Origin of the sequence: Enterobacter cloacae complex sp. 302F9, assembly GCF_050030335.1 — a bacterium.
In the GTDB taxonomy this organism is placed as follows: Bacteria; Pseudomonadota; Gammaproteobacteria; order Enterobacterales; family Enterobacteriaceae; genus Enterobacter; species Enterobacter hormaechei_C.
In genome coordinates this window covers 3403626-3425927 of the sequence record NZ_JBLGUC010000001.1, presented here as the reverse complement: position 1 = coordinate 3425927, position 22302 = coordinate 3403626, and the positions used below count along the sequence as shown (strand labels likewise).

The 22302-nt window shown below is 55.6% G+C and carries 27 protein-coding genes; 26 read left to right on the top strand and 1 reads right to left on the bottom strand.

The features are described 5' to 3' along the window. Positions 1 to 39 precede the first annotated feature (39 nt). The 10 genes from ACQG0T_RS16525 to ACQG0T_RS16480 all read left to right on the top strand — a co-directional run bounded on the left by ACQG0T_RS16525 (position 40) and on the right by ACQG0T_RS16480 (position 4845). Entirely contained in the window at positions 40 to 231 is a 192-nt protein-coding gene (locus ACQG0T_RS16525; protein ID WP_426723842.1) for a hypothetical protein, read from the top strand. A 2-nt stretch (positions 232 to 233) separates the two neighbouring features. Beyond that, positions 234 to 944 carry a DUF3850 domain-containing protein gene (locus ACQG0T_RS16520; protein ID WP_426723841.1) on the top strand — a complete coding sequence of 237 codons (711 nt, stop codon included), beginning with the start codon at positions 234 to 236 and terminating at the stop codon, positions 942 to 944. Positions 945 to 948: 4 nt separating this feature from the next. Continuing rightward, positions 949 to 1224 (top strand): hypothetical protein, encoded by a 276-nt coding sequence (locus ACQG0T_RS16515; protein WP_426723840.1) that lies wholly within the window; start codon positions 949 to 951, stop codon positions 1222 to 1224. A gap of 158 nt (positions 1225 to 1382) precedes the next feature. After that, entirely contained in the window at positions 1383 to 1649 is a 267-nt protein-coding gene (locus ACQG0T_RS16510) for a hypothetical protein (RefSeq protein WP_426723839.1), read from the top strand. Beyond that, positions 1637 to 1816 carry a hypothetical protein gene (locus ACQG0T_RS16505; RefSeq protein ID WP_426723838.1) on the top strand — a complete coding sequence of 60 codons (180 nt, stop codon included), beginning with the start codon at positions 1637 to 1639 and terminating at the stop codon, positions 1814 to 1816. The genes ACQG0T_RS16510 and ACQG0T_RS16505 overlap by 13 nt, the downstream gene beginning before the upstream one ends. Then, positions 1809 to 1979, top strand: a complete 171-nt coding sequence (locus ACQG0T_RS16500) for a hypothetical protein (RefSeq protein WP_153213694.1) — start codon at positions 1809 to 1811, stop codon at positions 1977 to 1979. Before ACQG0T_RS16505 ends, ACQG0T_RS16500 begins: the two co-directional genes overlap by 8 nt. After that, entirely contained in the window at positions 1972 to 2310 is a 339-nt protein-coding gene (locus ACQG0T_RS16495) for a hypothetical protein (RefSeq protein ID WP_426723837.1), read from the top strand. The genes ACQG0T_RS16500 and ACQG0T_RS16495 overlap by 8 nt, the downstream gene beginning before the upstream one ends. Before the next feature lie 77 nt (positions 2311 to 2387). Then, complete coding sequence (locus ACQG0T_RS16490) at positions 2388 to 2717, top strand: hypothetical protein (RefSeq protein ID WP_426723836.1); 330 nt, start codon at positions 2388 to 2390, stop codon at positions 2715 to 2717. A gap of 56 nt (positions 2718 to 2773) precedes the next feature. Then, positions 2774 to 3370, top strand: a complete 597-nt coding sequence (locus tag ACQG0T_RS16485) for a terminase small subunit (RefSeq protein WP_426723835.1) — start codon at positions 2774 to 2776, stop codon at positions 3368 to 3370. Continuing rightward, entirely contained in the window at positions 3367 to 4845 is a 1479-nt protein-coding gene (locus tag ACQG0T_RS16480) for a terminase (protein ID WP_426723834.1), read from the top strand. Before ACQG0T_RS16485 ends, ACQG0T_RS16480 begins: the two co-directional genes overlap by 4 nt. Positions 4846 to 4984: 139 nt before the next feature. Here the strand turns inward: ACQG0T_RS16480 and ACQG0T_RS16475 are convergent, their stop codons facing one another. Further along, on the bottom strand, positions 4985 to 5320 hold the full coding sequence (locus ACQG0T_RS16475; RefSeq protein ID WP_233169738.1) for a Gp49 family protein: 336 nt from the start codon (positions 5318 to 5320) through the stop codon (positions 4985 to 4987). Between the two features lie 694 nt (positions 5321 to 6014). On the opposite strand from ACQG0T_RS16475, the gene ACQG0T_RS16470 reads away from it, so the two are divergent. From ACQG0T_RS16470 to ACQG0T_RS16395, 16 genes are read left to right on the top strand one after another with little or no spacing between them, the layout of a single operon-like run. Then, positions 6015 to 6221 (top strand): hypothetical protein, encoded by a 207-nt coding sequence (locus ACQG0T_RS16470; protein ID WP_032636549.1) that lies wholly within the window; start codon positions 6015 to 6017, stop codon positions 6219 to 6221. A 14-nt stretch (positions 6222 to 6235) separates the two neighbouring features. Further along, positions 6236 to 7909: a portal protein gene (locus ACQG0T_RS16465; protein WP_234600933.1), complete on the top strand. Its 1674-nt coding sequence runs from the start codon at positions 6236 to 6238 to the stop codon at positions 7907 to 7909. After that, positions 7906 to 8202, top strand: coding sequence for a hypothetical protein (locus ACQG0T_RS16460; RefSeq protein WP_047344967.1), 297 nt, complete (start codon positions 7906 to 7908; stop codon positions 8200 to 8202). The genes ACQG0T_RS16465 and ACQG0T_RS16460 overlap by 4 nt, the downstream gene beginning before the upstream one ends. 2 nt (positions 8203 to 8204) lie before the next feature. Continuing rightward, positions 8205 to 8903, top strand: a complete 699-nt coding sequence (locus ACQG0T_RS16455) for a peptidase (RefSeq protein ID WP_426723833.1) — start codon at positions 8205 to 8207, stop codon at positions 8901 to 8903. 17 nt (positions 8904 to 8920) lie between these two features. Next, complete coding sequence (locus tag ACQG0T_RS16450; protein WP_045342886.1) at positions 8921 to 9907, top strand: major capsid protein; 987 nt, start codon at positions 8921 to 8923, stop codon at positions 9905 to 9907. Positions 9908 to 9958: 51 nt separating this feature from the next. Beyond that, positions 9959 to 10399 carry a Bbp16 family capsid cement protein gene (locus ACQG0T_RS16445; protein WP_045342888.1) on the top strand — a complete coding sequence of 147 codons (441 nt, stop codon included), beginning with the start codon at positions 9959 to 9961 and terminating at the stop codon, positions 10397 to 10399. A gap of 4 nt (positions 10400 to 10403) precedes the next feature. Then, positions 10404 to 10778, top strand: a complete 375-nt coding sequence (locus ACQG0T_RS16440) for a hypothetical protein (protein ID WP_426723832.1) — start codon at positions 10404 to 10406, stop codon at positions 10776 to 10778. Positions 10779 to 10829: 51 nt separating this feature from the next. Further along, complete coding sequence (gp10, locus tag ACQG0T_RS16435) at positions 10830 to 11153, top strand: capsid staple protein (protein WP_058670554.1); 324 nt, start codon at positions 10830 to 10832, stop codon at positions 11151 to 11153. Next, the gene (locus ACQG0T_RS16430) at positions 11153 to 11758 is read left to right on the top strand and encodes a hypothetical protein (RefSeq protein ID WP_032671838.1); all 606 of its coding nucleotides are present in this window, start codon (positions 11153 to 11155) and stop codon (positions 11756 to 11758) included. Before gp10 ends, ACQG0T_RS16430 begins: the two co-directional genes overlap by 1 nt. Next, a complete protein-coding gene (locus ACQG0T_RS16425; RefSeq protein ID WP_426723831.1) occupies positions 11758 to 14235 on the top strand; it encodes a hypothetical protein in 2478 nt (825 codons plus the stop codon). Before ACQG0T_RS16430 ends, ACQG0T_RS16425 begins: the two co-directional genes overlap by 1 nt. Continuing rightward, the gene (locus tag ACQG0T_RS16420; RefSeq protein ID WP_060578624.1) at positions 14235 to 14699 is read left to right on the top strand and encodes a hypothetical protein; all 465 of its coding nucleotides are present in this window, start codon (positions 14235 to 14237) and stop codon (positions 14697 to 14699) included. The genes ACQG0T_RS16425 and ACQG0T_RS16420 overlap by 1 nt, the downstream gene beginning before the upstream one ends. Continuing rightward, positions 14699 to 15238: a hypothetical protein gene (locus ACQG0T_RS16415; RefSeq protein WP_426723830.1), complete on the top strand. Its 540-nt coding sequence runs from the start codon at positions 14699 to 14701 to the stop codon at positions 15236 to 15238. Before ACQG0T_RS16420 ends, ACQG0T_RS16415 begins: the two co-directional genes overlap by 1 nt. A gap of 12 nt (positions 15239 to 15250) precedes the next feature. After that, on the top strand, positions 15251 to 17779 hold the full coding sequence (locus ACQG0T_RS16410) for a hypothetical protein (protein ID WP_426723829.1): 2529 nt from the start codon (positions 15251 to 15253) through the stop codon (positions 17777 to 17779). Continuing rightward, complete coding sequence (locus ACQG0T_RS16405; protein ID WP_426723828.1) at positions 17779 to 19344, top strand: hypothetical protein; 1566 nt, start codon at positions 17779 to 17781, stop codon at positions 19342 to 19344. Before ACQG0T_RS16410 ends, ACQG0T_RS16405 begins: the two co-directional genes overlap by 1 nt. Further along, positions 19344 to 22100 carry a hypothetical protein gene (locus ACQG0T_RS16400; RefSeq protein WP_426723827.1) on the top strand — a complete coding sequence of 919 codons (2757 nt, stop codon included), beginning with the start codon at positions 19344 to 19346 and terminating at the stop codon, positions 22098 to 22100. The genes ACQG0T_RS16405 and ACQG0T_RS16400 overlap by 1 nt, the downstream gene beginning before the upstream one ends. Next, positions 22097 to 22291 carry a hypothetical protein gene (locus ACQG0T_RS16395; protein WP_059585505.1) on the top strand — a complete coding sequence of 65 codons (195 nt, stop codon included), beginning with the start codon at positions 22097 to 22099 and terminating at the stop codon, positions 22289 to 22291. Before ACQG0T_RS16400 ends, ACQG0T_RS16395 begins: the two co-directional genes overlap by 4 nt. Positions 22292 to 22302: the final 11 nt, after the last annotated feature.

The window sequence follows — 22302 nt, the reverse complement described above, 5'->3', positions numbered from 1 at the left end:
CATCGACGCACCCGCCGCAGCCGGTAAAGGAGAGTGAGCATGCAAGCGCAGATATCAATAGTTCGGCCTGGTGCTGCTGATGATAAAGAAATCAGGCTAATCATTCGTCTGGCGATGGGGAAAACAATCACCGCTCTGATGACTCCAGAAAACCTTGCTCTGGCATTAACTGGCAAATCAGACCTGCCGGCAGAGCTTAAGTTGCGAAACGTTGAGATTGAGGTTAAGTAGCCATGAGCACTATTACCAGAGAACCTGTGACGCACAATCTCAAGATTTGGCCTGAATACTTCTCAGCTGTCCGGGACGGGCTTAAGCGCGCAGAACTGCGTTGGAATGACCGTGAGTATCAGGCAGGCGACATTCTCGACCTTTGTGAGTGGGATCCGAATCAAGAAGCCTTCACGGGTGATTTCATCAGCGTCACCGTTACGCACGTTGCTGATCTTGGTCAGTGGATGCCTGGTTACGTGCTGCTGAGTGTCGCCCCGCCAGCGCCGGTATATGTGCCTGATGCTATCAGCACACGTCAGGCTATAGCAAAAATGGAAAATCACGAACCATGCGATTCGATAAATGTGGCCTATAAGTTCGGCTGGAACGCCTGCCGCGCCGCCATGCTTCAGGGTGCCGAAAACGTCGAGTCGCGCTGCGCCATCCAGACCGCGCCAGCACTGGATTCTTCACCCAAAAATGCCGAGTCGCGCTGCGGCGAGTCTCCGGTGATTCCGGATGGTTGGGTGGCTTGCAGTGAGCGGATGCCTGAGGTTGGCGTTAAAGTTCTGTGCTTCCCAGTCAATGATGAACCGATACATGCCACCTACAACGGACAGGTATGGCTGCAAGATATTTCCTGGAGCGTAAGTGATGAGCCGATTGATAACGTCATATCTTGCAATGTAACCCACTGGATGCCACTGCCAGCAGCACCGCAGCAGGAGTAATTAGATGCCAAAATTCAAGAGAATAATCATTAGCTACTTCAATGGGGAGCCAAAAGAGTTAATGACGAAGGCGGGGTTTACATGGAAGTTTTCCAGGCCTGTTCCGATAGCCGACTCTGTTGAGTTTTATTGTTGTGAGCGTAAGAAAAAAGGGCCGTTACCTGACAACTTTCGTAGTGTCGGATGGAGTGATGAGGGAGCATTTTCATACTTCACAGAAGAGCAGATTGAGGCATGTAAGCAGTGGGCAGCAGCACCGCAGCAGGAGGTGAAGCCGTGATTACCATTCTGTTTATGTTTGATGATGAATTGTTCTATTGGATTTTCATTCCATGTGGTGGCGCAGGTTTCTGCGCTCAGGTGGTGGATGATGCCTAACCCATTCTACATCGTGATGTTGGTTCTGCTATGTATGGCAGTGATTTATGGGTGGCTGCCATGGTGAGCAAACTTAAACAGCGGCGCCTGCGCCGCCTTAAAGCCGATGTGGCCTGGTGGAAAGGCGAAGCATCGGACCTGTACGCCAGAGTCATGGAGCAGGCCGACGAGATAGCCGAACTCCGCAGGCTGGTCATCCGCGTGCCGATGCCGGTGATGGTTCCTGCTCAGTCAGCGGCATTTATCGGAATTGACCTTGCCGGTGGCGTGGACCAAACAGCGGTAATCGAAATAGAAAACGGGGAGGTGCTGAAATGGTCACGGTAACCCAGGAATCACTGGCCGAAAAGATTAAGCGCCTGGAGTCACGCGGCAACGCTGAATACGCATTAGGGTTAACCCTGAACGAGGAATATCAACTCGCAGCGTATCGCATGCTCCTCAAGTTTCTTGATGGCACAGTTGAAGCGAGAATGGAGAATGATAATGGATAGCATTATTGCTGTGTATATTGGCGGAATTATCGCTTGTATGCCTTACCACTGGCAGCTACAGCGGAATAACAATTTTATTTATCGAGCCATCAATACTTTCATCTGCTCTGCATTCTGGCCACTATTGCAGGCTCCTAAAATTACGGTGGTGGATAATGGCTAAGACCGCAGCAGAACGTAAAGCAGCACAGCGTGCCCGCCAGGCGGAAGCCGGTGAGCGCAAGCTGGAGCTGGTGCTCGACGAGCAGGAAATGGAGATGCTGGCGAGGAACTGCGCCGGGCGCCGACCAGGCCGTGACCCATACGAACTGAGCGAGTACATTGCTCTGCTGATCCGTCAGGACGATGCGCGGGTGCGCGGCCGCATCAAAGCTATCAGTGCTAACCGGTGCGGCAAGTGTGGCGACAACCTGCCTGTGAAGTCCTGCCCGTGTGCCGGTGATTCGGCGTGCTGGGTTACCCAGGGCTGGCACGAAACGAAACTTGCAGTGTGACAGGTCACGGCATGTTGACTAAATCCTCACATGATTATACTGTTTAAATGTACAGTATTTTTATGTGAGGTTCCATTATGGGCTTTCCATCTCCGGCAAAAGACTACGCAGAATCCCGCCTTACCATCACCAGCATGTGCGGCTACGACGGCAACTGTCGAACCGTTGAGACGTCGGCTGGGTACGCAATCATCAACGTCGCAAATAAACCACATCCGGGTGATACCGTGCTGATTTCCTATTGCGGCCGCACGGAGTTCGCCATCGTGCAGGGGCGGGCGCTTATCGTTCCTGATGGTGAGTCCATCGAAGGCGATGCGCTGGACGATACGACAGTGCTGGGTGTGGTTACCCATTTTCTCAACCGTGCCGGCAGCCAGGAAGACGATCCGACACCAGTCATGTAACATCTGCGCGGGCGTGATAGTATTACCTGCATGGTAATAAAATTACTCAGGTGGTAATGATGCCCGCGACACCAAAAACCCACAAACGCAAATCAACGCAATATAAGCCTCTTACAGCGATGCAGGAGGCTTACTGCCAGTCCTACATTAAGACACCCGAAAACCAGTCTCAGGCAGCGATAGACGCAGGATTTTCGCCTAATACGGCGGCAGTCAAAGCCAGCGTGATGATGCGAGACGAAAGAATCCAGAAACGAATCGCTGAATTGATGGAGGAGCGCAACAAGCGAAACCGCGTCAGCGCTGACTACGTCCTCATGCGCCTGGTAGAGATCGACCAGATGGATGTGCTGGATATCCTGAACGATGACGGCAGCCTGAAGTCTATCCGCGAGTGGCCGAAAATCTGGCGTACCACGCTCAGCGGGTTCGACCTGTCCTCGACCATCATGAACATGAACGAGGATTCGATAGAGACCATCCTCAAAAAAATAAAATGGCCGGACAAAGTGAAGAACCTCGAGTTGATTGGTAAGCACGTCGACGTCAACGCGTTCAAAGAGCGCCTGGAGGTTTCCGGCACCGTCACCATTGCAGACCGCATGGCAGCCGCGCGCCGCCGCGTCAAAGAGCAGGCTGGTGGTGAAGAATGACAGCCGCAGCCATGTCACCGGAAGAGCAGCTCGTTGAGGATATTGCTTCGTTCACGTATGACCCTCTGGGCTATGCGCTTTATGCGTTCCCATGGGGCGAGGAAGGCACAGAACTGGCACACGCCACCGGGCCGAGAAATTGGCAGGCTGACGCATTCCGCGAGATACGCGATCACCTCCAGAACCCCGCGACGCGTCACCAGCCGCTGATGCTGGCCCGCGCATCCGGCCACGGTATCGGCAAATCCGCTTTCATCTCGATGCTCATCAACTGGGGCATGTCCACCTGCGAGGACTGCAAAGTGGTGGTTACCGCCAACACCGACAACCAGCTGCGCACCAAGACCTGGCCGGAAATCATCAAATGGTCGAACCTGGCTATCACAAAAGAGTGGTTCACCTGCACCGCCACGGCGATGTACAGCAACGATCCTGGTCACGACAAACGCTGGCGCGCTGACGCAATCCCGTGGTCTGAACACAACACCGAGGCGTTCGCCGGGCTGCACAACGAGCGGAAGCGCATCATCGTGGTATTCGACGAAGCCTCAAACATTGCAGATCTGGTCTGGGAGGTTGCCGAAGGTGCGCTGACGGACGAAGACACTGAAATCATCTGGGTGGCGTTCGGGAACCCGACGCGTAACACCGGGCGTTTCCGCGAATGCTTCCGCAAGTACAAGCACCGCTGGAAGTGCGCGCAGATTGATTCACGCACCGTGGAAGGCACGAACAAACAGCAACTCCAGAAATGGGTGGATGACTACGGCGAGGACAGCGACTTCGTGAAAGTCCGTGTGCGGGGGATCTTCCCTGACGCGTCTGAAAACCAGTTCATTCCATCTGGCCTGACTCAGCCAGCTGTCGGCAGAGTGATTACTCCTGCACAGGTGCAGCACGCCGCGGTAGTTCTCGGCGTTGACCCGTCTCACCAGGGTAAAGACCCGGCAGTGATCTACCTCAGGCAGGGGCTGCACTGCAAAAAACTCGGCGAGTGGCAGCGCACAACAGACGATGTACTGTTTGCGAAGATCATCGCTGACTTTGAGGACCAGTATCAGGCCGACGCGGTGTTTATCGATTACGGCTACGGAACCGGGCTTAAATCAGTAGGGGATAACTGGGGGCGCAACTGGACGCTGATACAGTTCGGCAGCGGAACCGCAGATCCTGAGATGGGAAATAAGCGTGGGGAGATGTACAAATCCGCCCGTGACGCGCTGAAGCTTGGCGCCCAACTTGACAGCCAGAACCTTGCCGATGAACTGAGCGCGCCAGAGTACAAGGTGAGGCTTAAGGACAGCAGGAAGATTTTGCAGGACAAGGAAGAGGTGAAAGAGTTGCTTGGCAGATCCCCGAACGACGCAGATGCATACGTCCTGACTTACGCTGCGCCGGTAACCAAAAAGCAGTTTAACTACGGACAGGAGAGCCAGCAGGGTAAGGCTGTCACAGAATATGACCCGTGGAAGTAGCTAATAAAATCAATGGGCGCATAATTGCGCCTGGGCAAAGGACAAAATTGTCCTTTGGCAATAACCGATAAAACAAAGCCCGCGCATCGGCGGGCTGATTGTGACATGTCACGGCATTAAAAGCCGTCGAATTCGTCTTTCACTGTTGGCTCAACTTCTCTTTCAAAGCGTAACCCATTAGCGGCCACAGCTCGTTCTCTGCGTTCGTCAGAGCAATCTGTTTACCGATCGCCTCATTGTCGTTTTCAGCTGAGACTGCACATGATGGCTTTCCGGTTACCGCGAAGCCATTCTTTGTCGTAATGATCGCCCAGCGAAGAACCTGCCCGGTAACAGAAACGTGTTTAACGATTTCAGTGTGAGCAATGTTTGCGATCATGTCGTCTCGCGTAACGCGCGGCGCGGTTAAGCCTTTGGCCTGAATTTCCTGCTCGATAGCCATGCAGGATGGTGCTGGAGATGCAGTTGATACCATGATTTTCACCTTAAAAAAATGCCCGGACGAACCGGGCGAATAATCAACGGAGTGCCTTCCTTGGCAGTTACGGGTTTACAGCGCAACGTCATCGGAATGGCGCTCTGCTGTAAAAAGGGCGGCGGTCAGAAGTGGGAGCAACTGCCACCGCCAAAGCTACACGCATTGCCTGGTACTGCCGTATCACGGTCCTAAGGCGTGATTGGGTTGTGGTGGCCGGTGCGCCGGCGATAGCGTTTGTCGCGTGCTAATAGCAACTTTCACCACAACGGAAAGAGCACTGACTTCGAGCAGACCTTGGGCCCAGGAACGACGATCAATCTCAATGCTCTTACCTGTTATGGCCTCGTCTCTTCCGAGGCGTCACACCGTATCGCCACGATGGTGAGTCGTCATGTCGTGCATACCGATAACACTGACTTGCACATTCCGGCTACCCGCTCGGGGGTAAGGAAACCAAGGAACCCCTCCGGACCGCTGCGGCACATGTGCCATATACCGTACTGCTCACACCTGGAAGCGCACTAACCAGTTTGATTTAGCGACAAGACCTCACAGAACCGATATCAAAGTGCGCTTTCATGTTGTGTTACCTGAAGGGTAATAATTGCAGTCCATTATGTCAATACACTACGTAAAATAATCCGTATATGGTTAAATTGGTAATAATTTAATCGTGTGTGAGGTTATCGCTATGTGTATCGGCAGCAAGCCATCAGTGCCAGCGGCACCAGAAGTTCAGGCCGCGCCTCAGGAGCAGGACGCCGCTGTGGTCAGTGCGCGCGATGACGAAGAACGCCGACGCCGTGCTGCCGCTGGTCGTAACTCGACCATGCTCACCGGTGCCCAGGGCGACACTTCCGCCGCCAATACCAGCGGTAAAACGCTGCTCGGTCAGTAACGGAGCGCGCAGAGATGGTGGAAACCGAAAAAGAGCGGCTGCTGAAGCAGCTTGCACAGCTGAAGAATGAGCGCACATCGTTCGAGCCGCACTGGCGCGACCTGAGCGACTTTATCAATCCGCGCGGTTCCCGCTTCCTGACGTCTGACGTTAACCGTGACGATCGCCGCAACACCAAAATTGTTGACCCTACCGGTTCACTCGCTCAGCGCATTCTCGCCAGCGGCATGATGTCAGGTATCACCAGCCCGGCCCGTCCGTGGTTCAAACTGGCAACGCCTGACCCTGACATGATGGATTACGGCCCGGTGAAGGTCTGGCTGGAAGTCGTGCAGCGCCGCATGAACGAAGTGTTCAACAAGTCGAACCTGTATCAGTCTCTGCCTGTCATGTACGCCAGCCTGGGCACTTTCGGCACTGCCGCCATGGCTGTGCTGGAAGATGACCAGGACGTGATCCGCACAATGCCATTCCCGATTGGCAGCTACTACCTGGCTAACAGCCCGCGCGGCAGCGTCGACACCTCCTTCCGTCAGTTCTCAATGACCGTGCGCCAGCTCGTGCAAGAGTTTGGCCTGGACAATGTCAGCGCGTCCGTGAAGAGCCAGTGGGAAAGCGGATCGTATGAAAACTGGATCGAGGTAAACCACTGCATCACACCAAACATCAACCGCGACAGCGGGAAGATGGACAGCAAGAACAAGCCGTATCGCTCTGTCTATTTCGAGACAGGCGGCGACTCCGACAAATTGCTGCGTGAATCTGGTTTCGATGAATTCCCGATTCTGGCGCCGCGCTGGGAAGTTAACGGCGAGGACGTATACGCGTCTTCCTGCCCCGGCATGCTGGCGCTCGGGCAGGTCAAAGCGCTTCAGGTTGAGCAGAAACGTAAAGCTCAGCTCATCGACAAAGCCACTAACCCGCCGATGGTCGCTCCGACGTCGCTGAAGAATCAGCGCGTTTCCCTGCTACCTGGCGATGTGACGTATCTCGACGTGCTGAGCGGGCAGGACGGCTTCAAGCCTGCGTACCTGGTAAACCCGAATACCGCCGACCTGCTGGCTGACATTCAGGACACCCGCCAGACCATCAACAGCGCCTACTTTGTCGACCTCTTCATGATGCTGCAAAACATCAACACCCGCTCAATGCCGGTGGAAGCGGTGATCGAGATGAAGGAAGAGAAGCTGCTGATGCTCGGCCCGGTGCTGGAACGTCTGAACGACGAAGCGCTAAACCCGCTAATTGACCGCGTTTTCTCCATCATGGCGCGCAAGAACATGCTGCCGCCACCGCCTGACGTTATGCAGGGAATGCCGCTGCGCATTGAGTACATCTCCGTTATGGCGCAGGCGCAGAAATCTATTGGCCTCACCAGCCTGTCGCAGACCGTGGGCTTTATCGCTCAACTGGCATCAGTCGGTAAAACGGAAGCGCTCGACAAGCTCGACGCGGATCAGGCTATCGACGCGTTCTCCGAAATGTCCGGCGTATCGCCAACAGTCATCGTTCCGCAGGAGCAGGTGCAGCAGATTCGAGAAGACCGCGCCAAACAGCAGCAGGCAGCTCAGGCGCTGGCAATGGGTCAGGCCGTAGCGCAGGGCGCGAAGACGCTCAGCGATACGCAAACCGCAGATCCAAGCGCACTGACAGCAATCACTAACGCAGTGGGAGCGGCGCAGCAATGACGGATTTCGATGAAGAAGAAATGCGCATTCAGAACGAGCGTAAGAAACACGATCTGGAGCAGCGCGAGAAGGACGACATCAAGTTCGTCATGGATAGCGAGCAGGGTCGCCGCGTCGTGTGGGGGCTGCTGGAGAAAGGTCAGGTGTTCGGTACCTGCTTCAACGTTGACCCGAACATCACAGCATTCAACGAAGGGCAGCGCAACCTGGCTCTGGTTCTGTTTCAGCGCGTCATGACGCACTGCCCCGATCAGTATCTGAAGATGGCCGCAGAGGCCAGTGAACAGGAGTAACCATGAATTTATTTGAACGTTTGCTGCATCGCCGTCTTTGCAATGAGCAGCCTGCTGATGGTGGCGCTGCGCCGGCATCGTCTGAGCCATCCGCACCAGCTGCTGATGCTCCTGCACCTGCTGCTGACCCGGCAAAACCAGAAGGCGATAAGCCACAGCCCGGCACTGAAGGTGACAATCCTCAGGAAAACAAACCCGCTGATGGTGATAAGCCAGCAGTCAAGCCTGATGACAAAGAGCAGAAGGCAGAAGGCGCACCGGAGAAATACGAGTTCAAGGCTGGAGAAGGCGTTGAGCTGGATTCCGAAGCGCTGAAGGACTTCGAGCCAGTAGCCCGTGATCTGAACCTGACCAACGAGCAGGCGCAGAAGCTGGTGGACGCATATCCAAAAATTCTGGCCGGTGTGCAGCAGCGTCAGGCAGAAGCCTGGCAGAAGCAGACAGAAGGCTGGGCAGAGACCGTGAAGGCAGACAAGGAGATCGGCGGTGACAAACTGACCGCAAACCTCAGCGCTGCGCAGCGTGCACTCGACCAGTTCGGCACGCCGGAACTGAAAGAATATCTGAACGCTACCGGGCTTGGTAACCATCCAGACCTGGTTAAAACGTTCGTGAAAATCGGTAAAGCCATGTCGGAAGACGGCATGGTCGATGGCAGTAATCAAGGCCAGCGTAGTGCGGCCGAAGTGCTTTATGGCTAATAAGAGAGGATATAACCATGGCTGTTAAAGGCGTAAATGCGCTGACGCTGGCTGACTGGGCTAAGCGTACTGATCCAAACGGAAAGGTCGATAAGATTGTCGAGCTTCTTTCCCAGACCAACGAAATCCTGACGGATATGATGTTCGTAGAGGGTAACCTTCCAACTGGTCACCGTACCACCGTTCGCTCGGGGCTACCGCAGCCTACCTGGCGTTTACTGAACTACGGTGTGCAACCGACCAAATCAACTACCGTACAGGTCACTGACACTGTCGGCATGCTGGAGGCTTATGCGGAAGTAGATAAGTCACTGGCAGATCTTAACGGTAACACTGCTGAATTCCGCCTGTCTGAAGATCGTGCATTCCTTGAAGGCATGAACCAACAGATGGCTCAGACCCTGTTCTACGGCGACACCAGTGTGAATCCGCAGCAGTTCATGGGCCTGTCATCACGCTACTCCAGCAAATCCGCGGGCAACGGCCAGAACATTATTGATGCTGGCGGCACCGGTACAGATAACACCTCTATCTGGCTGGTGGTCTGGGGTGAAAACACTGTGCACGGCATCTTCCCTAAAGGGCAGAAGGCTGGTTTGCAGACTCAGAACCTCGGCGAGCAGACTCTTACCGATGCCAATGGCGGCAAATACCAGGGTTACCGCACCCATTATAAATGGGATAACGGCCTGGCTCTCCGTGACTGGCGCTACGTTGTGCGCATCGCCAACATCGATGTGAGCGATCTGTCAGTACCAGGTTCAGCTGCAAATATCGTCAGCCTGATGGTTAAAGCGCTGCACCGCGTCCCTAACCTGAAAATGGGCCGCGCGGTGTTCTACATGAACCGTACCGTTGCCCAGGCGCTGGATCTGCAATCTCTGGATAAAGCCTCTCTGGCTCTGTCCGTAAAAGAGACTGAAGGCGAATTCTGGACCACGTTCCGTGGCATCCCAATCCGTGAAACCGATGCGATTCTCGAAACAGAAGCGCGCGTTGTTTAACGCCTGTCATTAACTGATGGGCCTTAACCGGCCCATAAATGGAGAAAGAAAATGATCCTCGACAAACTGTTGATGTTCTCCGAGAAGCAGGCGGTTACAGCTTCCGCTGCTTCTACGGACGTGATTGACCTCGGCCCTATCGACGGAACCCGTCGCGATATCGGCGTTGGTTATCCGCTGGAGTTCTGGGCAACCGTTGACACCACGGCAACCGCTGGTGGTGCCGCGACCCTCAACGTTCAGTTGCAGACCAGCCCGGACAACTCTACCTGGACCACTATCTACGACAGCGGTGCTCTGGCGCTTTCTGCCCTGACAGTTGGTAAACGCCTGTTCTCTACCAAAGTTCCGGCGGGCGTCCAGCGCTATCTGCGCGTCAACTATTCTGTCGGCACAGGTCCGCTGACTGCTGGCGCGTTCACCTCGGGCATTAATCTGGATGTTGACAACAACACTCCTTATTACCCGATCCGTTCCAAAGTGACTGGCTAAGGTGATGGCAATGGAAAAAGCAAAATACCGCGTCCTGCGCTTATCCCATATTCATAACAACCTCTGGCCTGAAGGCTCAGAGATTGAATATGACGGTGAGCCAGGATCGGCGCTGGAGCCGATTAACGCAGCGGCGAAGGCGGCAAAGAAAAAGGCAGACCAGAAGCGTGGAATCGTGCCCGTTGATTCTCAGCCTGAATCAAAGGTTGAAGATGAGGGCACTGAAGAGACCGGCAGTAACGATGCCAACACCTTCAGTGAAGATGAAGCCGCGCTCCGCCAGCAGTACGAAGAACTTTTCAACAAGAAACCTGGCAACATGAATGTTGAAACGATCAAAGAACGTATCGCTGAAGAACGGCAAAAACTGGGCGTCTAAGCCTCGCTAATAAAACAAGGGGCTTCGGCCCCTTTATTGCAGGAGTCCGCTATGGAACTGGTAAACCTTAAAACCGGCACCGACAGTTACCAGGATGAATCTGGTGAAACAAAAACCCGTGACGATTATCCATGGGGTCTATGCATCAACCTTGACAATGAAACACTAAAGAAACTCGGTGCAACTCCGCAGCCTGTCGGTACTGAAGTGATGATCTCCGCCAAAGCTATCATCAAAAGCATGTCGACTCGCGAAGATGGTGAGGGTGTCCGGCACGATGCCAGCCTGCAAATCACAGACATGGCGATCTCGCCTGTGTCAGGTGAGAAGCCAAAAACTGCCGCCCAGACTCTCTACGGCGGGGAGGATGATTAATGGCCTCCGTTATCGAGATCTGCAACCGCGCGCTGAGCAATATCGGGAACAGCCGCAGCATTAACAGCCTGACCGAGGCCAGCAAAGAAGCCGGGCAGTGCTCCCTGCATTTCGATTCCTGCCGCGATGCTGCGCTGGCGGACTTCGACTGGAACTTTGCCACCAAACGCCTGGCGCTGGCCGATACCAACAATCCGCCGCCGGACTGGGCTTATTCCTACCAGTATCCGACTGACTGCCTGCGTATCACCGAAATTATGGTGCCCGGAATCCGTAATCCGACGGCCGCCATGCGAATCAACTATGAGGTTGGAGCTGATTCCGACGGCACCGGAAAGCTGATCTACACCGATCAGCCTCAGGCATGGCTGAAGTACATCGCGCGCGTCACCGACGTGAACATGTTCGATGCAATCTTCATGGAAGCGCTGTCCTGGCGTTTGGCCGCCGCAATCAATATGCCGCTGACCGGCAGCGCAGATCTCGGTAACAACGCACTGACTATGTACCGCAGCGTCATCCTGAGCGCTGGCTCGCACAGCCAGAACGAATCCCAGGAGCCGCAGCCGCCAGTTGATGAGTTCACCGCAGCGAGGTTGTCATAATGGCTTTCAGTTGGATCCAGCCGAGCTTTGCCGGTGGCGAGATTGGCCCATCGCTGTACGGGCGCATCGATATGTCGAAGTATCAGGTGGCGCTGCGCAAGTGCGACAACTTTATTGTCCGCCAGTATGGCGGGGTGGAGAATCGCCCGGGAACGCGCTTCGTCGGCGAAGCCAAATATCCGACGCGAAAATGCCGCCTTATCCCTTTCCAGTTCTCAACCGTCCAGACTTATGCGCTGGAGTTCGGGCACAACTATATGCGCGTTATCAAAGATGGTGCGTATGTGCTGAACAGCAGCAATGTGATCTACGAACTGGCTATTCCGTATGCAGAGGCCGACCTGTTCCGCATTAAATTCACGCAGAGCGCCGACGTGCTTACGCTGGTTCACCCGGCCTACCCGCCGAAGGAGCTGCGCCGTTACGCGCACGACAACTGGCAGATCGTTGATGTCACCACAAAAAACGGACCGTTCGAAGATATCAACGTTGACGAGTCAGTGAAGGTATACGCCAGCGCCAGTACCGGGACCATTACGCTGACGGCCAGCTCTGCCATCTTTGGCGCTGAGCAAGTCGGTAAGCTGTTTTATCTCGAACAGCCGGCGGTTGATTCCGTTCCCGTATGGGAGACCAGCAAGACCACCGCTATCAACGATGTGCGCCGCGCCGACAGCAACTACTACCGTGCCAATACTTCCGGCAAGACCGGGACCCTGCGCCCGTCTCACACAGAAGGGATGTCGTGGGATGGGTGGGGCGGAACCGGTGATAGTGATACCGGAATCCAGTGGGAATACCTGCACAGCGGTTTCGGCATTGCGCGCATCACTGCGGTATCCAGCGACGGCCTGACCGCCACTGCTACGGTGGTTAGCTACATCCCGTCCCAGGTTGTCGGATCGGCGAATGGCAGCTACAAGTGGGCACGGTACGCATGGAACAGTGTCAACGGCTACCCGAGCACGGTTGTTTACTATCAGCAGCGCCTGTACTTCGCCGCGTCCACCGCGTACCCACAAACGATCTGGGCGAGCCGGACCGGCGACTATAAGGACTTCGGCAAGAATAACCCTATTCAGGATGACGATCGCATCATCTACACCTACGCCGGGCGACAGGTGAATGAGATCCGCCATCTTATCGACGTCGGCAACCTGGTCGCGCTGACATCCGGCGGGGAATATACGATATCCGGAGACCAGAATAAGGTCCTCACGCCGTCGGCGTTTTCATTCAGTTCGCAGGGAAACAACGGTTCCAGCAATGTGCCGCCGATCGCGGTGGCAAACATCGCACTGTTCATCCAGGAAAAGGGGAGCGTGGTGCGCGATCTGGCCTATTCCTTCGACGTCGACGGATACCAGGGTACTGACCTGACCATACTGGCAAACCACCTGTTCCAGAAGCGCAGCATTGTCGACTGGTCATTCTGCATCGTGCCGTACAGCAGCGCGTTCTGCATCCGCGACGACGGGAAACTGCTGGTGCTGACCTATCTGCGCGATCAGCAGGTATTTTCCTGGGCACCGCAGTCCAGCACTGGAAAGTACGAAAGCACCTGCTCCATCAGCGAAGGAAGCGAGGACGCTGTTTACTTCGTGGTTAACCGCACCATCAACGGCCAGACGAAACGTTACATAGAGCGCCTGTCCAGCCGCCTGTTTACCAGTGATGAAGATGCTTTCTTTGTCGATTGCGGACTGAGCTATGACGGACGCAATACCTCAACACGTACTATGACCATCAGCGGCGGCAGTGGTGACTGGAGCTATCAGGTTGACTACCCGGTGACGATAAGCGGCGGGGCGTATTTCGTGGGAACTGACGTTGGCGCTCAGATCCAGTTCCCATACTCAGAAACGGATCCTGATACCGGCGAGGTGGTGGCGAAAGAATTGCGTGGTGACATTCTCTCCGTAACGAGTAATACCGCCGTGGTTGTGCGATTCAACCGTAACGTTCCCGCGGTACTGCGCACTGTGGCCACAACTAACTGGCAGATGGCCCGCCAGACTTTCAGCGGTCTGTCACACCTCGAAGGCCAGACAGTCAACATCCTCTCAGACGCCAGCGTTGAGCCACAGAAAACCGTAACTGGTGGCGCTGTCACGCTGGAGTCACCTGGCGCGGTGGTGCATATCGGGCTGCCTATCACCGCTGAATTCGAAACGCTGGACATCAATATCAACGGGCAGGAAACGTTGCTGGATAAAAAGCAGGTGATCCCCACTGTCACGATGGTAGTCAACGCCAGCCGAGGAATCTGGGCAACCACACCAGGTGGTGAGTGGTACGAGTATCCGCAGCGAGAATTTGAGTTCTACGACGACCCAGTTGATGACGCCACCGGCAAAGTGGAAGTGAAGCTCGACAGCAACTGGGATAAGAACGGGCGCGTTAAGGTGCGCCAGCTCGACCCGCTGCCGCTTTCAGTCCTGGCGGTTCTGCCACGCATGACGCTCGGAGATTTCTGATGATTAAAGCTCAGATCGTACCTGCCACCGCAGAGCATATCGAAGCCATGCTCCCGCATGTACGCCAGGCTGACGTTGATGAATTCCTGGCGACAAATGGATGGAGCCCGCGCCGCGTTCTGGAAACTGGGCTACGCACGTCAACCTTCGCCTGCGCCGGGCTGATTAATGGTGAAGTGGTGACCATCTTCGGTGTGGCACCGGCATCGATGATCGGCGGTAACGGTATCCCCTGGCTGGTGGGCACCGATGCGCTGGAGAAATACCAGCGTACATTCCTGCGCCGCTGCGGGAAAGTGGTCAATGCAATGCTGGCTGTTTATCCGTATCTTGAAAACTATGTTGATGCCCGCAACCACACCGCGCGTATCTGGCTGCACTGGCTTGGATTCACCATTGAAGAACCACAGCCATACGGCGCTCACGGTCTTCTGTTTCACCGCTTCCACATGGAGAGAAAATAATGTGTGAACCCACCACAATCTTAGCCGGTGCGACTATCGCGGCAGGCGCGCTGTCAGCTTACAACCAGTACCAGACCGGGAAATATACCTCTGCTGTAGCCGAGCAAAATGCTGATGTGGCGGAGGCGCAGGCGCAGGACGCGGTTAACCGTGGTAATGCTCAGGCCGATGAAGTCCGCCGCCGTAATCGTCAGGCCGCCGGGACGCAGGCGGCTACGATGGGCGCTACCGGTGCTGACCTTTCCACCGGAGGCGCACTGGATATCTTCGGCGATACCGCGCAGTTTGGCACGCTGGATGCGCTGACTACGGTGAACAATGCCCAGCGCGAGGCTTACGGCTATCAGGTGCAGTCGGCCAACTATGACGCCCAGGCAGTATCCGCCCGTAAGCAGGGGAATATGGGGGCGATGACTACTCTGCTCACAACGCCGCTACAGGCTTACGGAGCCTATCAAATGGCTGGCGGGACGTGGTCGCCATTCTCCCAGAAGGCTGCACCTATCAGCGCCGCCGTCGGCACGCCAACAGGTCGATAAGGAGATATCGAAATGCCAACAGTACCAACAGTCAGCGGGCGCCAGGTTGAAAGCCGCGGATTCCAGTCTCCAGGATTTCAGGCGTTCGAACAGCCGAATGTCGGCGACGTCATTTCTCAGGTCGCGCCAAAGGCGATCGACATGTTCGCGCAGGCCAAGCAGCGGGCGGATGTCGCCCAGGCGCAGGATGCATCGCTGCAACTGAGTCAGGTATCGAGTGATCTGCTGACGAACCCTGATACCGGCCTGCTGAACCTTCAGGGAAAGAATGCGCTGGGCAAGGGGCAGGAGTACACCCAGCAGTTTGATTCTCAGGCAGAACAGATCGCCATGACCCTGCCTGAAGGGGCCCGCGCTGGTTTCATGCAGCAGGTGCAGCAGCAGCGCATTCAGTTCACGACGCAGGCCGGACGCCATGAGATCAACCAGCTCAACGCCTACGAAGAGGGGCAGTTCCAGGCGACGCTGGCGAACAACGGGAAACTGGCAGCATCTGCGTACGGCGATAACGCCAACTACGTGCTGTACAACCAGCAGACCTTTCAGCAGATCGAAACCTATGGCGCCGCGCATGGCTGGAGCGCTGAGCAGATTCAGGCGAAAAAGACCGAATTTAAAGAGAAGGTCGCTGATACGGCTCTCTCTCAGTGGTCGGCTAACAACTCTATCGAGTTCATCCAGAGCAATGGCGAGTTGAGCGACACGGCTGTTGGATCACGCCGTGCGGTATCTGAAGGTGGTTCAGGCGATAGCGCTCGCGGCATTCGCAATAACAACCCCGGAAACCTCGAATACAGCAAAACAAATCCATGGGTTGGCCAGACCGGTGATGATGGGCGATTTGCTAAATTCGAAACTCCGGAGCATGGCATCCGCGCGCTGGGCCGTAACCTGCTGTCTTACCAGCGCCAGGGTATCGATACCGTCAGTGACATTATCAACCGCTGGGCACCGCCGTCTGACAATAACAACACCGATGCTTACATTCAGGCAGTATGTGCTCAGCTCGGCGTAACTGCGGATCAGCAGCTTGACGCATCAAACCCTGACACGCTGAAGGCTCTGTGCGCTGCAATAATCCAGCATGAGAACGGTAGCCAGCCATACAGTGACCAGCAGCTAGCCACCGGCGTCAGCGCGGCTATTGGCCTGTCTCAGCTGCCGACCAGCACCAAACGGTACACCGGCAATGCTGCATTCGATGCTGCCTCCCCTGAAGCGCAGGCGACCTTCCTCCGACAGGCTGACCAAATCCGCAAGCAGCAGCAGGCGGAGTATCGCGCCAGTATCGACAGCCGGGTTCGCGATGCCAGCGCGGCATACATGCGCGGCGTAGATTTCCCGAACGCTCCAACTCAGACTGACTTCCTGGCTGCCTATGGGGTGCGTGAAGGCAATCTCCGCTATACCGAGTTTCGGAATACGCAGATCGCCGGTCAGTACATTGGCTCATTCCGCAACATGCCGACGAGCAGCATCACAGCCTACGTCAATCAGCTGAAGCCAGGAACCGAAGAAACAGGCGAGGGATATGCATCCCGCGCTGAATTATTCGATCAGGTATCGGCGGCGGCCACGAAGGTGATCAGCCAGCGCCAGAATAATCCGTTCAATGCTGCGGTGGAGATTGGCGCCTATAAGCCGATCGTCAGCAACAACCCTAACGACATCACAGCTGAGGTGGCTAACCGTTTTTCTTCACAGGAAAGCCTGCGCGCACTGGGCATCAATGCGCCTATTCTGTCCAGTGAGGAGGCTGCTGCACTGTCCGAACAGGTGCGCGGTACCAAAGACGTAAACCAGACAATCAGCCTGTTACAGAGCATGGGTGAAACGCTGTCAGCTCCGGCAATGCGCCAGGTCGCCTCTGCCATTGCACCTAACAACGCAGCAACTGCATATTCCGCGCTGCTGCTGGGCACTCCGGACAACCAGTACGACAACAAAAAACCATCCATCGCATACAGTCAGTTCATTGGCTACAAGCCGACCATGAATAAATACGACGTATCGAAGGTGATCCTTGCAGGTGATCAGTTGCTCAATCCAACGAAGGCAATGAAAGACGCTGGTATAACTCCGGTGCAGTTGCCGAGCGAAGATAAGCTGAAACGCGCATTCGACGATCAGGTGGGGAATGCATTCGCCAATAACGCGCAGGCGCGCCAGCTCAGTTACAACCTTTTCAAGGCAGCTTACGCCGGGATCGCTTATCAGTCAGGTGATGCCTCCATGACGCGCACTGATGCAGCCAACTCCGACGTAGTGGAAAAGGCGGCGCAATACGCCACAGGCGGCGTGTACAAGGGCTTTAATGGTGGCGATGTGGTAATGCCGTTCGGCATGGATAAGTCCACCTTCAAGGACCGCTACACCGCATCCGCACAGCAGGCGTTGAAAGATGCCGGTCTCAACGTAAACGCCGCATCAAACTTCACGCCAGTCAACATTGGCAACAACCAGTATCGGCTGGTAAGCGGCAGCGGGCGCTGGGCTACGGATCCGAAAACCAATGAAGCTATTGTCGTGAGGGTCGAATAATGTCTGATGTATTTTCTCTGTCTCCGGAAGGTCAGGCGTGGACCGACGATAAAGCAGCAGCCAATCCGGCACGACCAGAAGACTATGAGCCGACATTCTTTCAGGGTTCTATTGCCGCACCGGTGCGCGGTGTGGCGGAAGGCACGATCGGCCTGGCTCAGTCTGCCGTCGGATTCAGTAAACGCCTGATCAGCGATCCGGCATTCACCGCAGACGTGGCGCCAACGGTTAATATTTTCCGCGTGATGTTTCCTGATGCCGACAAAGCGCTGAATGAAACATACGACACGATCGGCAAGCAGTTGCAGGATGCGCGCGGGTATGTGAAGCCGGATGCGGGTAGCCAGGGCACCGCTGCCGAGGTTCTTTATGGACTCGGTCAGTTCGTGCCGGCCATTGGTGCGACCATTGTCGGCGGTCCGGCAGTCGGCGCAGCTACAGCATTCAGCTCGACGTATGAGCAGTCCTATCAGGATTTCAAAGGGAAGGGTGTAGACGAGTCGACGGCGCGCAACCTGGCAACTCAGCAGAGCCTTTTCAACGCAGCGGGCATGGCCTTACCTGCTGCCATTGGGACCACACTGGCAACGCGCATCGCCTCAGGTGTGGCAATCAACACTGGGTTCGGTGGCCTGAACCGTTACTCCGTCGGCGAAACACTGGAGGAGAAAGGCTACACCGAAATGGCGAAACAGTACCGGGTATTCGACGGCCAGGCGATGCTGGTGGATGCAGTGCTGGGTGGCGCCTTTGGTGGTGCCCATCACCTTGCCGCGCGAAATGCTGACGTACCGCCACCGCCTGATGCTGAAGCACCGATCCCGGCGGCGGAAGTGCAGAGCATACCTGACGCAACCGCAGAGCCATCACCTATGGGCGAAGCTACGCCAGTAACGGATGCACCTGGTGCACCGTTGCGATCTGATGCCCAGTCGCCAGTGACAGAGCCTGTTGCCGCGCCAGATATTCCTGCCATTAAGCCGAGCGACATCGATGCAGCTCACACGCTGAATGAAGGCCTGTATTACGACCTGGAATCCTCCCCCGTTCTGCACGCCAGCAATGAGAGTATTAACAGCCATGTGGCAGCCATGGATGAAGCGTACCGGCAACTTAATGACGGCCAGCCTGTTAACGTCGGGATGATGGCGCGCGGGCTGGATGGTCCGGCCCGGCCTGGCATGCTGGAATCTGCAAACGAGCAGTACCATGCAATGCAGCAGGTTTTCGAAGAGAATGGTGTCAGGTATGAAACGCCGTCAGATCTGGCTGGAGAAGCTCCGGCGCCGCGAGCAGAAAGCGCCTTTGTTGCGGCAGATGAAGCAGGCGGACAGGTCAGTGTGGATCCCGACACTGGACAGGCTATTTCATCCAACAGTTACGACCTGATGGCGGCGCGCGATATGGCGACCACTAATCCGGATCTGACAATTACGCACCCCGACACCGGGCAACCGGCGAAACTCTCCGATGTTCTGGCTGAATTTGATGAACAAATCCAGACCGTGCAGAACGAATCGAAAGTTTATTCAGTCGCCGCCGCGTGCTTCCTGAGGAATCCATAATGAAACAGGCATGTGTTGAAGCCATTGCGCAGACACTGGGCCGCCAGCCAAAGGCTGACGAGCTGAAAGGTATTGAGGACAGTATCAAAGAGGCCGTGCGCCAGGTGCATAAAAAAAATGCCAGGGAAGGCAAGACTGGCATCCCTGATGCTCAGACGTACATAGAGGCCGCTGATCTTGTGCGCCAGCGCGTTGTGCATGACGTTTATAAGAAGCGCCAGCGCGTCGCTCAGAACGCGATCGCCATTAGCAGTGTGACTGACACCCTCGACGCCAATATCCCGCCAGAGCAGCAAACACCCGCCAATTTGCAGCAGTTTATCTTCGCAGGTCGGCGCACAACTGATGGTAAGGATATTGCCGTGACCTCGGCAGAGGAACTGGCAACCGGAGCATATCAGGACTGGTCACGCCAGCTCAGCGCTGAACTGCTCAAAGCCGGTGATGATGTACGCAAATTCTTCGAGCAGAGCAAAGCGCTCGGCGAGCAGCGATTCCGCAGCCTGTTCGACCAGCAGGCTGCGAAGTCAGCACAGTTCCAGATCCTGAAAGAGTTATATGGCGAGGACACCGGGAATCCTCAGGCGAAAAAAATCGCCCAGGTATGGAATGACGTCACCAGCCGGGCCCGGCAGGAAATGAACGACAACGGGTTTGATATCGGCCTGCGAGACGACTGGCATCTGCCCTATGTGGACGACGCTGATTTTATTCGCAACGCCGGGCGAGATGAATGGCTGGCATCATTACCGGTGGCAGAACAGGCCAAAGCGCGACTGTCAGGCCGTCAGCCGCCGATAGAGTTTGCCCGCCAGGCATGGGTGGACGACGTTTACAACACGCAGGATCGCAGCAACTACGTTAATCCGGACGGCAGCCCGATGAATGACATCGAGTATCGCCAGGCGCTGGAAGCGATCTTTGAAACGAAGGCCACCGACGGCGCCAACAAAATCGACCCGGGCGCGTTCATGGGCACCGGCGGGATAAAGAACCGTGGTTCCCAGAGCAGGGTTATGGCGTTCAAGGATGCGCAGTCGCACTTCGCCTACATGGAGCGTTATACGCAGCAGCCGGTGGCGGGCGTAATGATGTCGCACCTGCAATCCTCTTCCCGCGATCTAGGTGTCGTTAAAGCATTCGGCCCGGATGCTGCGCGCAACTTTTCCCTGGTGCTTGATCGAGTGTATCAGCGTGCTGTAACTGGTGGAAAGCCCGTGGGGCACATGAACGAAGAACGCAAGATGGTCGAGCGGATGTTTAACTCTATGGCCGGGCTTAACGGTGTGGCCACATCGAGCGTGTTCACTTCTGCTGTTGGGGGTCTACGTAACCTGATGACGAGCGCGATGCTCGGTACCAGCGTACTGACCGCAACCAGCGACCAGGCAATTATGCGCGCTAATGCCCAGGCGCTCGGATTCACCCGCGACGGCATGCGCCTATCAGCCAACACTATTAAGAACCTATTTAGTGGTGACGCGAAAATGGCGAATGCTGAGCTGGGCCTGCTGGTGGATTCGCACGCTGCTGTAGTCTCGAAGATGGGCGGCTTTGATCTGTCACGTGGCATAACTGGCTGGTTCGCAGAGAAGACACTGAAGTGGTCAGGGCTGATCGCCATGGACCGCGCCAACAAAGCGGCGTTCGGGCTGCTGATGTATAAAAATATTGGTGAGCTGACCCGCAAATTCAAGACACTGGAAGACGTTAAAGGGTCAGATAAAACCATCCTGGCTAACAAAGGCTGGAGCAATGAAGACTGGGCGATCATGGCAGCGGCAGACCTACAGCCAATGACTACCTCCGGTCACATGGGTATGACTCCTGATGCGATCTATGCCGTTCCCGATGACGTGATCACCGGCATCATGTCGGACCGTATTGCACAGGTGCGCGCCGGTAGCGAAGCAGCACTGGCGGCGCTTGGAGATCTACCTCCTGAACGTCTGAAGCGGATGAAAGAAGCATTTGATGCAGAATCAGAGCAGACCATCAATCGTATGGTTCGCAATGCCCGCGCCGAAGCCGCTCAGAAATTGCTGGGTATCACACACGGCGAGATGACCAGCGCTGTAACGACCGCCACCGGGCTTGACACTTACGCCCGCGACGACGCCGGGCAGCTGATTAAGAGCTTCATGCTTTTCAAAACCACGCCATTCGCCGGGTTCCGCCAGCTGGTAAACCGGGCTAATGATCTGGACACGGTGCCGGCGCTTAAATTCCTCGCTTCATACATTGCAGGCACGACACTGGCCGGGATGTTTGCAAACCAGATGAATAGCCTGTTGACCGGCAATGACCCACTGGATATGACAAAGCCAACTACATGGGTACAGGCTCTACTGAAAGGCGGATCATTCGGTATCTACGGCGATTTCCTGTTCCAGGACCATACGCAATATGGCTCAAGTATCGCGGCCACCATCGGCGGGCCGGTTCTCAGCTTTGCTGAACAGTTAACCAAGCTGCTGATCACGAACCCGCAGAAGGCATTACAGGGGGAAGAAACTTCTTTCGGTGCCGACGCGCTTAAGACGGCACGAATGATCACCCCTTTCGCAAATCTCTGGTATGCAAAAGCCATTACCAATCACCTTATCCTGCAACAGCTTCAAGAGATGGCGAACCCTGGGTACAACGATCGGGTAAGGGACCGCGCGCAGCGGGAATTTAACACAACGAGCTGGTGGGAGCCTGGCGAAACAGCGCCGCGGCGCGCTCCAGATCTCGGGAAGGCGGTGGGCCAATGATGGACATCTTAGTCAGTATTGGATTGATGTTGTTCTGGTTTGCTGCCGTAGTTGTATGCGGTACTGCCTATTTGTGGGTGATTGTAATTGCCATCAGGAAAAAGTGGTTAGGAGAGTGGTCGGCGAAGGTCGTTTACTTCTCGACCTTCGTCATCATTGCCGCAATAATCTTTAAACTTCCTTTACTGTGACATGTCACGAG